Consider the following 14,317-nt stretch of genomic DNA (forward strand, 5'->3'; position numbering starts at 1 on the left):
AACCGCCTAAAATATAAAAAGCAGGAGTCATATTGATATATTAGACGCAAACTATGATACGGTGGGATCACCAGTAAGAAGACAGACTGGGTGCCTAATTACCCGCATTCTTCCGCAAGTTATAAGGGTCGGGATGACTAAGATCAGTCCGACCATTTACCTAACAAGCAAGATCCATTTTTTTCAGACGCTGTATTGCACGGGCATGTACCTGATTTACACTTTGCCTGGATGTACCAGTCATTTGTGCGATATCTTGAATGGAGTAACCATACCAATATCTGGCGTATAAGACAGTCTGCTGTTTGGGAGAGAGCTCTTTAATAGACTGTTTTAGCTCTGAATTTGCTGTTGGACATTCTTGGTTTGGCAAATCGACTAGGCTGTCTAGATCGTAGCAGATGGGCTGCTGTTTCCGATAAAGGGAATAGGCCTTGTTCACAATAGCCGTGTGTATGTATTTTGTGGCTTGGGCATTTGGATTTGGCCCGTTAAAATTATCAACTGGCATTTTTAATACCAGTTCAATTAAAAAAAGAGTCAGTTCACTTCGAGTATCTTCACCTTCCAATCTATATGCGTATTTACATATAAGTGGTGTGAAGTCCTTTACAATTTCCAATATAGATGTTTTGTTTCTGCTCTGTGCCTCTAAAATTTTAGTTGTTAAAACGTCCGTGTACTTACCCATCGTTTCACCCCTATACCAATGCAAAAATTGAGTAATATATGAATGGCGTTTCTACAATTTTATGGTAGCAAAATAAAAACGTATTAAACGTAAAATGTTTTATAAAAGTAAAATTTGGTTGCAAAATAAAAACAAATGTAATATAATGAAACTATAAGATATTGAGACATAAGAGGGGGACATTGATGGGACAACAACGAGAAGTAGAGCCAATTCTTAAGAAGTTGGGCCAATTAAGAGATGAGATGCGAGAAGTACATGAATTGCAAGCTAGGCTAGCGGCGCTGAGACGGGGTCATGAAGGTATTGAACTGACTCATCTGGCATCTTTAGAGACCCATTTGACTACCGAGCTTGATACACGTACCAAAGAGGTAGAGGACATGCTCCGACAAATAGGCAATATATCAGATAGCAGATTGCGGCAGGTACTGCGATACCGCTTTATAGACGGTAGAACATGGCGGGATGTGGCATATAAAATTGGCGAGTACGACGAACAGATACCGAGGAAGATGGTCTCGAGATATATAGCAAGACTGTCCTCTTCTGGTGCTAAGCAATGATTAAGAGGGTATCGCACAGAAGCCTTTTTGTGAAGCTCAGCCCCTAAACGATGATAAGCTATTGAGGAGCGCTAGATTGATATAGTGCTCCTTTTCTCTCTTTATATAATTAAGCCAGCCCTCCACGATTTCGGGGCTTTCCAGTTTGTTTTCCGACTCTACTGTTCCGCCGTCGGGGTTGTAAGCGATCGCAGGCGGCACATCGCTGCCGATCAGGTCACAGACAAGATAGTGTTGCCCTGACTGTCCGTCACCGTCTGGCTGATGACATCGCTGCCGGGCACAGTGGTGTCAAACCCGGCAGAGCCGACTCCTTTCTCCTCGACAGTCATGGCGATGGTCCATCGGCCAAAATACTGCCCCCCTGGGCGATGACATCTTTGCTGTTTTGAGAGCTACTGTAAGGGTAGATCAGCCTATCGTCCTAGGCCGCATTGGAGGAGAAGCCGTAGCGGAGATGTCAAATAGGTCTTTGGCGTCCTCCGCCGTGAAGCGGCCGCCGTAAGGTGGGCCAAGCTGTCGAGATACTCCTGCATGGTATCTGTGATCACTGCGTGGGCGAGGTCGTTGTTGTCGCGTTCTGCTCGGGTGTCGGCAGGGGGAAAGTAGGGTCTGTGGGGGTGACAGCGAGCGGGTCGTTGACCGTAACTGCCTGTGTGGCAGAGGTGTTCCCCGCCGCATCCACCGCCCGATATTTCCCAATTTGGCCGGTAATATAGCTCTTGGCGGCCGCGTCGTAGCCCCCCAACTTCCATATGCCGGAGAAATTGTCTGTCAGGGTCAACTGGCCATCCGCCGCGGCGGTAAAAGCAGGTGCGGTCTTATCGATCTTCATCGCGCCGTCTTTCAGGGCAGATATCTCCCCGGTGTTGGGGTTGTGGGCCTGCAGCTCCAGCTGCTCCCCAGGCAGATCTTTGATGAAAGTCTGGATGGTATTGCCTGGGGTCGGGTAGTGCACTTCGGTGGTGTTTTTGTTGTTCATGATGTGGAACTTGCTGTAGCCGCCGGGGAAGAACACGATGGACACATCAGTGTCGTTCCGACCACTTTCGCTGTCTGGGGTGCGGGTGTAGTGGTAATCCTTGCCCGTCTTGCCCCGTTCCTCCACTGGTTTTTTGGGGGCGAGGGGTATCAGATTGATCGGGGAGATCGGGGTGTCGCCCAAGTGGTTCTTGGAGCAGAAGAAGTCATCCAGCATCATCTGGCCTACGGTGACTGCCGTCCCTTGGGGGTTGTCCACTACCGCCTTGTAGATGATGATGGTCTCGTCGAGGGAGCAGCTGAAGGGGATGCTCTCGCTGGCGGTGTTCATATTCGGGACCGCCACCCCAGCTTTTACCTGTCGTCCGCGGTACCGTTAGCAGGGCAGAGTTCATCAGCTTGCTATGAGAGGCTTTCACCTTTATCGCCGACTATCAGAACCCCATCTCCGGCGCCAGCCGCATCGAGTGCGGCAACTACCGCGGGCACGACCTCGGGCAGTGCCGCCAGTACGCCCAAAAGATGTGCGGTATGCTGCAAAACTGGAGCGAGGAGCAGCTGACCTGCCTGTCTTAGCACCCATTTTGCCGCAGCGGGTGTGGCGCTCTGCCCAGGCAGCGCAAAAAAAGCAGTAAAAAAGAGCACCGGCACAGCGAAAGCTGTGCCGGTGCTCTTTTTCAATGACGATACGGCGCGGTACGCCGACCTGGGCCACCGGCAAAAAATCTCGTTAAGCCGGGGTCCTGCCCACCAGAGGAGATTTATTTTGAGTCGCGGTGCGGACTACTCCGTACTGCGCCCCAGAAGCTACCCCTGGCTCACTCAGCCCTCACAAAGTCGCGCCAAAACGCCAGGTAGCTCTCCTTGGTGTAGGTGGGCGCGTAAGCCGCTTTTACCTGTTTGGCACCTTCGGCCCCGTCGGCCAGCAGGTCGATCACGGTGGCCGCCATCATCTTGGCCGGGGCGATGTAGGCCATCTCCTCGTCGTCCACCATAAAGTCGTAGGCGTGGGCGGTGCCGCAAAAGCCCGAGCACACCGGCTGGATGGTGGGGATAAGCAGGCTCAGATCGCCCGCGTCGGTCGAGCCGCCGCCTGCCGGCATCTTCGAGGCGTCGATCACGCTCTTTTCACCGATGAGACCGGCCGCATTTTTCATAAAGTAACCGTCCATCACCGGGTCGTTCTCCATGGGCAGGTAGCCGGGCAGCTCCACGATCTCCACCTGGGCGCCCACGGCCATGGCTCCGCCTTTCAGGGCATTGTTCACCTTGGCGCTGGCGTCCACGATACCGGCGATGTTGCGCCCCCGCACATAGGTCTCGATGCGCACGTCGGCCGGCACGATATTTACCAGATCGCCGCCTTTGGTGATAATGGGGTGCACGCGAATGCCATCCTCATCTTTAAAGGTCTCGCGCTGGGCATTGATGCCCATCAGCCCCAGCATGGCCGCGTTGAGGGCGTTGATGCCGTCGTGGGGCGCGGCGCCGGCGTGGGCCTCTTTGCCGCGGTACTTCACCAGCTTGCCCACAAAACCCGAGGTGGCCGAGCCCACCGCCGCCAGTTTGCCCGGTGCCCCGGGGAAGGAGTGGACCATCATGGCCATGTCCACGTCGTCGTAGGCCCCCAGCTTGATGAATTCCTGCTTGCCCGACAAAAACTCCACCTGGCCGTCCTGGATCAGCTTCTCACGGTACTCCAGCTCCACGAACTCCTCGGCCGGCACCGCCATAAATACCGCGTCGCCGTCCAGCTCTTCCATGGCCCCCGACTGGCACAGCCCCATCGCCGCGCCCAGCATGGTGGCGATCTGGGCGTTGTGGCCGCAGGCGTGGGCGGCGCCGGTCTGCTTGTCGCAGCAGGGGTGCATGGGGCTCACCACCGCGTCCAGCTCGCCCATCACCGCCACGGTAGGGCCGTCGGCACGGCCTTTGGCCCGCGCCTTCACGCCGGTAATGGCAATATCTTTCTGGTAGGCAAGACCCAACTCATCAAAGGTCTTCTGCACCAGCGCGCTGGTCTTAAACTCTTTAAAGCCCAGCTCGGGGTGGTTAAAGATCTCCTTGCCGATGGCGATGATCTTCTCCCGATTCTTATCGATCTGCGCGTAAACGCGCTGTTTCAGTGCCTCTCTGTCCATAGCGGTCTCCTCTTTTCTGCGGCCCGCGCGGCGCTGTCGCCGGCCGGCCCGGTGTCTGCTATGCGCCGGTCAGGTCCCGGCGCACGGCACTTTCTATCACTATACCCCGGCGCCGCCCCACGGCACAAGCGGCCATTTTCATAAACTTTCCCTGCGATTTCTGGCTATTTGCCATACATCGCCCAGCGCTGCCGCCGGCCAAATTTTTCTGGCGGCGGGGGCCGGCAGGGGTTTTAAATGCGGCCTGTTTATAGTATACTAAACTTGATTTGGTACGCGTATCGGAGGGGTAGATATGTTCAGAGCGCGCAGAGCGAAATACGAGACCTGGGCCATCCTGGTGGCGGCCGGCAGCGCCAGCCGTATGCAGGGCATCGACAAGCAGCTGTGCGACATCGGCGGCCTGCCCTGTATCGGCCGCAGCATGCTGGCCTTCCAGCAGTGCCGCGATATAACCGGCATCGTGGTGGTCACCCGGCAGGACCTGTTTTCCCCAGTACAGGCCATCGCCGCCGACCTGGGGGTCGACAAGCTGCGCCACATCGTCGCCGGGGGGAAGAGCCGCCAGCAGTCGGTGGCCGCCGGCGTCGCCTGCCTGCCAGAGAGCTGCCAGTACATCGCCGTACACGACGGCGCCCGCCCGCTGGTGCGGCCCGACTGTATCACCGAGGTGCTGGCCGACGCCGTCACCCACGGGGCAGCTGCTGCCGCCGTGCCGGTCAAAGACACCATCAAGGTGTCCGATGACAGCGGCTTTATCGCCGCCACCCCCGACCGGTCCACCCTCTACAGCTGCCAGACCCCGCAGATCTTCGCCGCCGGTCCCTACCGCCAGGCGCTCGCCGGCGCCGCCGGTCAGGGTCTCGACTTCACCGACGACTGCCAGCTGCTGGAGCACGCTGGCCAAAAGGTCTATCTCTCCCGCGGCGACTACCAGAACATCAAGATCACCACGCCCGAAGACATTGCCCTGGCCGAGAGCTTTCTCGACTAGCGGCCTCTTGGCGGCGCTCACGATATACTGCTGGCGTGGCACCGCCGGCAGCCCTTTGCAGAGAGGAGCGGCTATGCGCATAGGACACGGATACGACGTACACGCCTTGGCGCCCGAACGGGCGCTCATTTTGGGCGGTGTGCAGATAGAATACGAGCAGGGGCTCGCCGGCCATTCCGACGCCGACGTGCTCACCCACGCCGTGATGGACAGCCTGCTGGGCGCCGCCGCCCTGGGCGACATCGGCACCCACTTTCCCGACACCGACGACCGCTACCGCGGGGCCAGCAGCCTGGCGCTGCTGCGCCAGGTGGCTAAACTGCTGACCGAGGCAGGCTACGAGGTGCAGAATATCGACTGTACGCTCATTGCCCAAGCGCCCAAGGTGGCCCCTTACATACCGGCCATGCGCCAAAATATCGCCCGGTGTCTGGGCATCGCCGTCGACCGGGTCGGCGTCAAGGCCACCACCGAGGAGCGCCTGGGCTTTACCGGCCGCGGGGAGGGGATGTCCGCCCACAGCGTCTGCCTGCTAAATGAGCGGTCGCCCGGCCAGAGAGGGGAGGTCACACCGTGCAGCAGATCCTAATGTTTTTCGACTCCATCGTCAGCGTCATCAAAACCATCACTTTTGTCGACGTGCTCGATGTGGCCATCGTCTCCTACATCATCTACATCGCTTTCGTGCTGGTGCGCGAGACCCGCGCCGCCCAGCTCATCAAAGGCGTGGCCATCTTTGTGGTGGCCTATGTGCTGGCCGCTCAGTTCGGCCTGTCCACTTTAAAGTTCCTGCTCAACGCAGTGCTGCAGTTCGGCGTTATCGCCATGGTAGTCATCTTTCAGCCCGAGCTGCGCCGCGCGCTGGAAAAGGTGGGCCGCACCAAGATCGGCAACCTGCAGCTGTTTCGCCAGTCGGCCCCCGACGAGGAGCAGCAGCGCAAGATACGCCGCATGATCATGACGGTGTGCGACGCCGCCGACATGCTCTCCAACAAAAAGACCGGCGCGCTCATCGTAGTGGAGTGCACCACCAAGCTGGGCGAGATCGCCGCCACCGGCACCACGCTCGATGCGGTGCCCAGCGTCGAGCTGTTCGGCAACCTGTTTTTCGTCAACACCCCGCTGCACGACGGCGCCATCATCATGCGCGACGGGCTCATCCACGCCGCCGGCTGTTTTTTGCCGCTGAGCGACAATTTCGAGATCTCTAAAGAGCTGGGTACCCGCCACCGGGCCGCTCTGGGCGTGTCCGAAAATTCCGACGCTATGGTGGTGGTAGTGTCCGAGGAGACCGGCCTCATCTCGGTGGCGCAAAACGGCCACCTGCACCGCGGCATCGAGCGCGACTACCTGCAAAAGCTGCTCTCCAACGAGCTGTTGCCCCAAAGACCTGACGACACCCAGCAGAAAAAGCGGCCGTTTTGGAAGAGGGGGTCGAAATGAAAAAAACGAAAAAACTGGATTTCCAGAAGATGATCGAAAACGGTCTCACCCTCAAGCTGGTGTCGGTGCTGGTGGCCATCCTGCTCTGGTTCGGCGTGGCCATGATCTTTTCACCCACCGTCGACAATGCCCGCATCCGGGGCGTGCCCATCACCATCTCCCCCAACAACGAGACGCTGGCCGGCCTGGGGCTCGAGGCCGTCGGCGGCCAGACTGAAACGGTCACCGTGCGGGTCAAGGGCAGCCGCGAAGTGGTCGGCGCCCTGAAACCGTCCGATATCGTCGTCTCGCCGGTCCTCACCGATGTCACCGGCCCCGGCACCTATACCCTGCAGCTGCGCTGGTCCAAACAAAACGTGATGGACGACTTCGAGATCCTGGGCGTCTCGCCCGAGAAGATGGAGTTCACCTTTGCCCGGGTGGTCAGCAAAAAGCTCACCGTCGAGGCCAAAGCCGTCGGCCTCACCGCCAAAGACGGCTACGTGCTGGGCAAGCCCACCACCGACCCGGTCGAGATCACCGTCAAGGGCCCCGAGGGGACAGTCGATAAGATCGAGCGCTGCGTGGCCACCGTCACCAGCGACACCGTCCTCTCCCGCACCTATAAGGTCCCCGCCGAGCTCACCCTGTACGATGCCGACGGCAACGAGGTGGAAAAGACCGATGCCATGACCTTCGACGTCTCCGATGTCGAGATGACCATCCCGGTGCTCAAAAAGGCCACTCTGCCGCTCAAGGTCAAGTTCTTAAACGCCCCGGCCAGCATCCAGACCGACAAGCTCACCTACGAGCTGTCGGCCAAAGAGATCGATGTGGCCGGCCCCGAAGAGACCATCAGCAAGCTCGAGGCCATCAATGTGGGCTATATCAACCTGCTCGACTTCAAATACGGCGAGGGCTACACCTTCCAGATCGAGCTGCCCAACGGCTTTGTCAATCTCGACAGCTTCGATACCGTGTCGGTCACCTTCGGCGGCGCCTATGCGGGCAAGTCGATCACCGTCAGCAATTTCAGCGTCATCAACCCGCCCTCCAACTGGAACGTCACCGTCACCACCAAGCGCATCTACGGGGTGCAGATGGCGGGCCTGGCCGCCGATATCGCCGCCCTGCAAGAGACCAACGTGGTCGCCGAGATCGACGCCTCCACCATCGACATGAAAGAGGGGCAGTATAACGTCCCGGTCAAGCTCTACGCCACCGACGGCAGCACCGTGTGGGCCGCCGGCAGCTACGAGGCAGTGGTGGGGATCAGCGCCAAAAAGTAGCGGGTAAAAAGCTGCTGCGCGGTGAAGACCAGGCTTTTTCAGGCGTATCTGCGCCTACCAGCTCACCGGGTTTACAGAGCCCACAGCGCCCACAGCGCGTCGCGCGCCGTACACCACCCCCAAAAGCAGTGCTGTCCTGCCGGGCGAGTCCCGGCGGGGCAGTTTTTGAGTAAAAAGGAGTCCCGATTTGTTACTGATATCAGGTATCAAGCTGCCCGTCGGCCGCGACAAGAGCGAGGCGATCACCCGGGCGCTGCACGCGCTGGCCGTGCGCCCCGAACAGGTCCAGGCCGCCCACTTGGCCAAGGTCTCACTGGATGCCCGGCGCCAAAACGCCATGCAGCTGGTCTGCTCGGTCAAGGTGCAGCTGCACACCCCCGCGCAGGAGCAGGCGGCCGCCGCCCGCTGCCCCGCCGCCCGCTTTTATACCGAGGAAGACCCCGTGTTCGCCCCCGCCGGCCCGCCGCTCGGCGATCCGCCGGTGGTGGTGGGGCTGGGTCCGGCCGGCCTGTTTTGCGCGCTGGCGCTGGCCCGGCAGGGCTACCGCCCCATCGTGCTCGAGCGGGGCGGTCCGGTCGAGGACCGCTGCCGCACGGTCGAGCAGTTCTGGCGCACCGGCCGGCTCGATGCAAATACCAACGTGCAGTTCGGTGAAGGGGGGGCCGGCACCTTTTCCGACGGCAAGCTCACCACCCGCATCTCCGACAGCCGCTGCCACTACGTGCTGCGCCAGCTGGTGCGCTTTGGCGCACCCGAGCAGATCCTGCACCGGGCCAAACCCCACATCGGCACCGACCTGCTGCGCGATGTGGTGGCCGCCATCCGCCGCGAGATCGTGGCCCTGGGCGGGCAGGTGCACTTCTACTGCCAGCTCGAAAAGCTCTGTACCGACAGCGCCGGCCGCATCTGCGGTGCCGTCGCCGGCGGCCAAAAATTCAGCTGCCAGCAGCTGGTGCTGGCGGTCGGCCACAGCGCCCGCGACACCTTTTTTACCATCTTCGAGCAGGGGGTAAAGGCGGCGCCCAAAGCCTTTTCGGTGGGCCTGCGCGTCGAGCACCTGCAGGCGGATATCGACCGCGGCCTCTACGGGCCGCTGGCCGCCGGTGGACACCGCCACCGCGATCTGCCGGTGGGCGAGTACCAGCTCTCCTGGCGTCAGGGCGACCGGGGGGTGTACACCTTCTGCATGTGCCCCGGCGGCCTGGTGGTGCCCGCCGCCTCCCAGACAGAGATGGTGGTGGTAAACGGCATGAGCGAGTTTGCCCGCGACCGCCAAAACGCCAACAGCGCGGTGGTGGTGTCGGTAGACAGCCGCGATTTTGGCCCCGGGGTAGACGGCGGCATCCGCTTTCAGCAGCAGCTCGAGCGCCGGGCCTACCAGCTGGGGGGCGGCAACTACCGCGCCCCCATCCAAACGGTGGGCCGCTTTTTGCAGGGCGAGCCCGGCGCGCAGCTGGGCCGGGTGGCCCCCAGCTACTGTCTGGGCACCACGCCGGCCGATTTCGGGCAGCTGTTTTCCCCGGATATTTTGCAGATGCTGCGTCAGGGCCTCACCCGCTTTGGTCGCCGCCTGCCCGGGTTCGACGCCCCCGACGCGGTGCTCACCGGGGTCGAGAGCCGCACCTCCTCCCCGGTGCGGCTGCTCCGGGGCGAAGATTGCCAGTCGCTGTCCTGTCCCGGTCTCTATCCCTGCGGCGAAGGGGCCGGCTATGCCGGCGGCATCATGAGCGCCGCTGTCGACGGCATCCGCGTGGCCCAGCAGATCATGCAGCAGGGCCGCCCGCCCCGCCGGTGACCGCACGCAATCGCCGTTACAAGTTGAATACCGGCGCAAAAAATGCTATAATCAGTAGATATCTTTTTGGCCAAAAACAGGGCAGACCCGCTGCCCGCCTGCGGGTGTGGCCGGCAGACCGCCGCGGCGCATACAGCGCCGGCAGCTTTGCCGCCGATACCCGAGAGAGTGTGAGAATGTGCGTATACTAAAGTGGGAGTACCCATCCAAAAAACCAAATACCGCCAGCAGCGATCTGGCCGCGTCTACCGGCCTGCCGCCGCTGGTCTGCCGGGTGCTGTGCGCCCGCGGTGTAGACGATGCCGACAAGGTCGAGGCGTACATGGCCGACACCGGCCCGATCGAGAGCCCCTGGACCCTGGCCGGTATGAAAGAAGCCGTCGCCCGCATCCAACAGGCTCTCGACCGCGGCGAGCGCATCGCCGTGTTCGGCGATTACGATGCCGACGGCGTCACCTCCACCGTGCTGCTCTACTCCTACCTCGAGATGCTGGGCGCCGATGTCTGCTACTACATCCCCACCCGTGAGGACGACGGCTACGGTCTGTCCTGCGGGGCCATCGACCAGCTGCAGCAAAAAGGGGTGCAGCTCATCATCACGGTAGATAACGGTATCGCCTGCCTGCAGGAAGTCGACTACGCCGCCTCGCTGGGGATCGACGTGGTGGTCACCGACCACCATCAGCCCGGTCAAGAGCTGCCGGCGGCCGCCGCGGTCATCGACCCCTATCGCCGCGACTGCCCCAGCACCTACAAGACCATGGCCGGGGTGGGGGTGGCCTTTAAGCTGGTCTGCGCACTGGAGGATGCAGACCCCCGCGACATGCTCGACGAGCTGGCCCCGCTGGTGGCCATCGGCACCGTGGCCGACGTCATGCCCCTCTGGGGCGAAAACCGCATCATCGTCAAGCAGGGCCTGGCCCAGCTGCCCTACTGCGACAACCCCGGCCTGCTGGCGCTCATCGCCCAGTGCCTCAAAGAACCCGGCGAGATCTCGGCCCAAACGCTGGCGTTCACCATCGTCCCGCGGATCAATGCCGCCGGCCGCATGGGCAGCGCCGAGGTGGCCGTCAAGCTGCTCACCTGTCTCGATGAGGAGGAGGCCGCCGGCTACGTCGAGCAGCTCTGCGGTCAAAACACCCGCCGGCAAGAGGTAGAGGCCCAGATCATCGCCGACGTCGCCCGCCTCGAAAAAGAGCACCCCGAGTATTTCTCCCAGCGGGTCATCGTACTCGACGGCGAGGGCTGGCACAAAGGGATCGTGGGCATCGTCTCCTCCCGCATCGTCGACCGCTACGCCAAGCCCTGCATCCTGCTGGTCAAAGACGGCGAGCAGGCCAAGGGTTCCGGCCGCAGCTTCGGCGACTTCTCGCTCTACCAGGCGCTGCAGTACGCCGGCGAACATCTCGAGCGCTTTGGCGGCCACAAGCTGGCCGCCGGCCTCACCATGAAGAGCCAAAATATCCCCGCCTTCCGCCGCGCCATCAACGAGTACGCGCAAAAAGAGCACCCCTATATGCCGCTGCCCAAGCTGCAGATCGACACCGAGCTGGCCCCGGCCGAGGTGACGCTGGAAAACGTCTATGCGCTGGAGCGGCTGGGCCCCTACGGCCATCAAAACCCCAAACCCAATTTCGTGCTCGCCGGCTGTTCTATCGAGGGCATCTTTCCCATCAGTCACGACAAGCACCTGCGTCTCAAGCTCAAAAAAGACGGCCAAACTCTGTTTGCAGTCTACTTTCGCATGTCCACCAAAGACTTCGGCTACAAGGTGGGCGACGTGGTAGACATCGCCGTCACCCTCGACAGCTACCAGTACCTGGGGGAGGAGAGCGTCTCCATCAAGGTAAAAGACATCCACCCCCGCCCGCTGCCGCCCGATATCTACCGCCACATCGGCATCTATCAAAAAATGCAGCTGTGCGAGCCGCTCTCCGACGAGGAGATGGCCCTCACCGGCGCCACTCGGCAGGATATCGGCCTGGTCTATAAGGCGGTGCTGTACTACGGCGGCCAGGTGGGCGACCCCATCGTTTTTTACGCCAAGATCTGCCACAAGGGCATCTCCTACAGCAAGATGATGCTGGCGCTGTCGGTGCTCTGCGATCTGGGCATCTTAAAGCCGGCGGCCAGCGGCGCCGCGCGCTGCCTGCGGGTAGACCGCGGCGTGCGCGCCGACCTGGGCCGCTCGGCGGTATATCGATCTTTTTGTGAAAAAAGGACTGCACAGTTATGGATATAATGCGTTTTGAAGACCTCGAAAAGACGCTGCAGGAGAGCGAGAAGAGCTACGACCTGCCCCTCATCGAAAAGGCCTATCACCTGGCCGATAACGCCCATGCCGGGCAGATGCGGCTGTCGGGCGAACCGTATATCACCCACCCGCTGCACGTGGCGGCGCTGCTCGTCGAGCTGGGCATGGATACCGACTGTATCGTGGCCGCCCTGCTGCACGACGTCATCGAGGATACCGACACTCCGCTGGAGGCGGTGAAAAAGACCTTTGGCGAAGACGTGGCGCTGCTGGTCGACGGGGTCACCAAGCTGGGCAAGATCCAGTTCACCACCCGTGAGGACGAGCAGGCCGAGAACGTGCGCAAAATGCTCCTGGCCATGAGTCAGGATATCCGGGTCATCCTCATCAAGCTGTGCGACCGGCTGCACAATATGCGCACCCTCGATGCCAAGCCCCCGCAAAAACAGCGCGACACCTCGCTCGAGACCATGGAGGTCTATGCCCCCATCGCCCACCGGCTGGGCATCACCACCGTCAAAGAGGAGCTGGAGGACACCGCCTTAAAGTACCTCGATCCCTTTGGCTACCAGCAGATCCAGAAATACCTGGCCGAGAACAAGATGGACCAGGAGGGCTTTTTGCAGACCATCACCGGCCGCATCCGCGAGCGCCTGGCCGACTACACCGATGTCATCGAGATATCCGGCCGCATGAAGTCGGTCTACGGCATCTACCGCAAGGTGTTCATCGCCGGCAAAAATTTCGACGAGATCTACGACATCGTGGCGGTGCGCATCCTCTGCAACACCGTCAACGAGTGCTATAACATCCTGGGCCTCATGCACGACCTGTTCAGGCCCATCCCCAACCGCTTTAAAGACTATATCTCCACCCCCAAGCCCAACATGTACCAGTCGCTGCACACCACCGTCATCTCCAAAGAGCGCATGCCGTTCGAGATCCAGATACGCACCTACGAGATGCACCACACCGCCGAGTACGGCATCGCCGCCCACTGGAAGTACAAGGCCGGCATCCGCGGCGGCGGCAGCGACAAGATGGACGAGCGCCTGGCCTGGATCCGCCAGCTGCTCGAGGCGCAAAAAGAGTCCGAGGATGCCCGCGACCTCATCCGCAGCATCAAGAGCGACCTGGCCATCGAGGAGGTCTACGCCTTCACCCCGAAAGGAGATGTCAAGAGCCTGCCCAAAGGCTCCACGGTCATCGACTTCGCCTACGCCATCCACTCCGGGGTGGGCAACGCCATGGTCGGGGCCAAGGTGGACGGCCGCATCGTCTCGCTGGACTACCAGATCCAAAACGGCGAGATCATCGAGATCATCACCTCCAAATCCCCCGGTCGCGGTCCCAGCCGCGACTGGCTCAAGATCGTGCGCACCAGCGAGGCCCGCAACAAGATCCGCAACTGGTTCAAAAAGACCCAGCGGGAGGAGAACATCCTCGAGGGCAAGATCGAGGTGGAGCGCGAATTCAAGCGCAACCAGATAAGTGCCGACGACAAAATGCTCGAGGAGCTGCTGGCCGGCACCTACAAAAAGTACCAGCTCTCCAGCCTGGACGACTTCTATGCCGCCCTGGGCTACGGCGGCATCAGTCTCACCCGGCTCATGCCCCGCATCAAAGAGGCCTACAACAAAATGGTCAAGCCGGCCGAGCCGGTCATGCAAAAGCAGGATGTGCCCATCGCCAGACCGCGGCGCTCCTCCTCGGGCGGTGTCGAGGTCGAGGGGATCGACAACTGTCTGATCAAGTTCGCCAAGTGCTGTAACCCTCTGCCCGGCGACAACATCGTCGGCTTCATCACCCGCGGCTTCGGCGTCTCGGTCCACAAGAGTGACTGTCCCAACGTGCTGGCCGCCCAAAACCTGGAGGAGAACAGCCAGCGCTGGGTCAACGTCCGCTGGAGCGCCTCCAACCAGGATTCGTTCAAATCCACCCTCGAGGTGGTGGGTCTCGACCGGCAGGGCCTGTTCGCCGATATCTCGGTGGCGCTGTCGGCCATGCGGGTGCCCATCTACGCCATCAACGCCCGCAGCCTGGGCAACGGCTACGCGGTGGTGGTGATCACCGTGGGCATCACCAATCTGGAACACCTGAACAGCATCACCGCCCGCCTGAAAAAGATCCAGGGGGTCGAGAGCGTGGAGCGCGCCAAGCAGTAGCGCCCGGTATATAGGAGGG

The 14,317-nt window shown here is 60.8% G+C and carries 10 protein-coding genes; 7 read left to right on the top strand and 3 right to left on the bottom strand.

Features of this window, described 5'->3' with window-relative positions; genetic code table 11:
- Nucleotides 1-160: 160 nt before the first annotated feature.
- From H8K20_RS01695 to H8K20_RS01710, 3 genes are all read right to left on the bottom strand, one after another.
- Nucleotides 161-691 (bottom strand): sigma-70 family RNA polymerase sigma factor, encoded by a 531-nt coding sequence (locus tag H8K20_RS01695; protein WP_105203438.1) that lies wholly within the window; start codon nt 689-691, stop codon nt 161-163.
- Between the two features lie 1,113 nt (nt 692-1,804).
- A complete protein-coding gene (locus H8K20_RS01700; RefSeq protein ID WP_186487294.1) occupies nt 1,805-2,569 on the bottom strand; it encodes a hypothetical protein in 765 nt (254 codons plus the stop codon).
- A gap of 487 nt (nt 2,570-3,056) precedes the next feature.
- Nucleotides 3,057-4,379, bottom strand: a complete 1,323-nt coding sequence (locus H8K20_RS01710) for an amidohydrolase (RefSeq protein WP_105203442.1) — start codon at nt 4,377-4,379, stop codon at nt 3,057-3,059.
- Nucleotides 4,380-4,674: 295 nt separating this feature from the next.
- Between H8K20_RS01710 and ispD the strand changes: the two genes are divergently transcribed.
- From ispD to H8K20_RS01745, 7 genes are all read left to right on the top strand, one after another.
- A complete protein-coding gene (gene ispD / locus H8K20_RS01715) occupies nt 4,675-5,373 on the top strand; it encodes a 2-C-methyl-D-erythritol 4-phosphate cytidylyltransferase (RefSeq protein ID WP_186487295.1) in 699 nt (232 codons plus the stop codon).
- A 73-nt stretch (nt 5,374-5,446) separates the two neighbouring features.
- Nucleotides 5,447-5,962, top strand: a complete 516-nt coding sequence (gene ispF / locus H8K20_RS01720) for a 2-C-methyl-D-erythritol 2,4-cyclodiphosphate synthase (protein WP_186487296.1) — start codon at nt 5,447-5,449, stop codon at nt 5,960-5,962.
- On the top strand, nt 5,947-6,816 hold the full coding sequence (gene cdaA, locus H8K20_RS01725; protein ID WP_243562437.1) for a diadenylate cyclase CdaA: 870 nt from the start codon (nt 5,947-5,949) through the stop codon (nt 6,814-6,816). Before ispF ends, cdaA begins: the two co-directional genes overlap by 16 nt.
- Entirely contained in the window at nt 6,813-8,084 is a 1,272-nt protein-coding gene (locus tag H8K20_RS01730; protein WP_186487297.1) for a CdaR family protein, read from the top strand. The genes cdaA and H8K20_RS01730 overlap by 4 nt, the downstream gene beginning before the upstream one ends.
- A 187-nt stretch (nt 8,085-8,271) precedes the next feature.
- Nucleotides 8,272-9,879 carry an NAD(P)/FAD-dependent oxidoreductase gene (locus H8K20_RS01735; protein WP_186487298.1) on the top strand — a complete coding sequence of 536 codons (1,608 nt, stop codon included), beginning with the start codon at nt 8,272-8,274 and terminating at the stop codon, nt 9,877-9,879.
- A gap of 178 nt (nt 9,880-10,057) precedes the next feature.
- Nucleotides 10,058-12,121, top strand: a complete 2,064-nt coding sequence (gene recJ / locus H8K20_RS01740) for a single-stranded-DNA-specific exonuclease RecJ (protein WP_186487299.1) — start codon at nt 10,058-10,060, stop codon at nt 12,119-12,121.
- Nucleotides 12,112-14,298 (top strand): RelA/SpoT family protein, encoded by a 2,187-nt coding sequence (locus H8K20_RS01745; protein ID WP_186487300.1) that lies wholly within the window; start codon nt 12,112-12,114, stop codon nt 14,296-14,298. Before recJ ends, H8K20_RS01745 begins: the two co-directional genes overlap by 10 nt.
- Nucleotides 14,299-14,317: the final 19 nt, after the last annotated feature.

The organism is Neobittarella massiliensis (ex Bilen et al. 2018) (assembly GCF_014269355.1).
Lineage (GTDB): Bacteria > Bacillota > Clostridia > Oscillospirales > Ruminococcaceae > Neobittarella > Neobittarella massiliensis.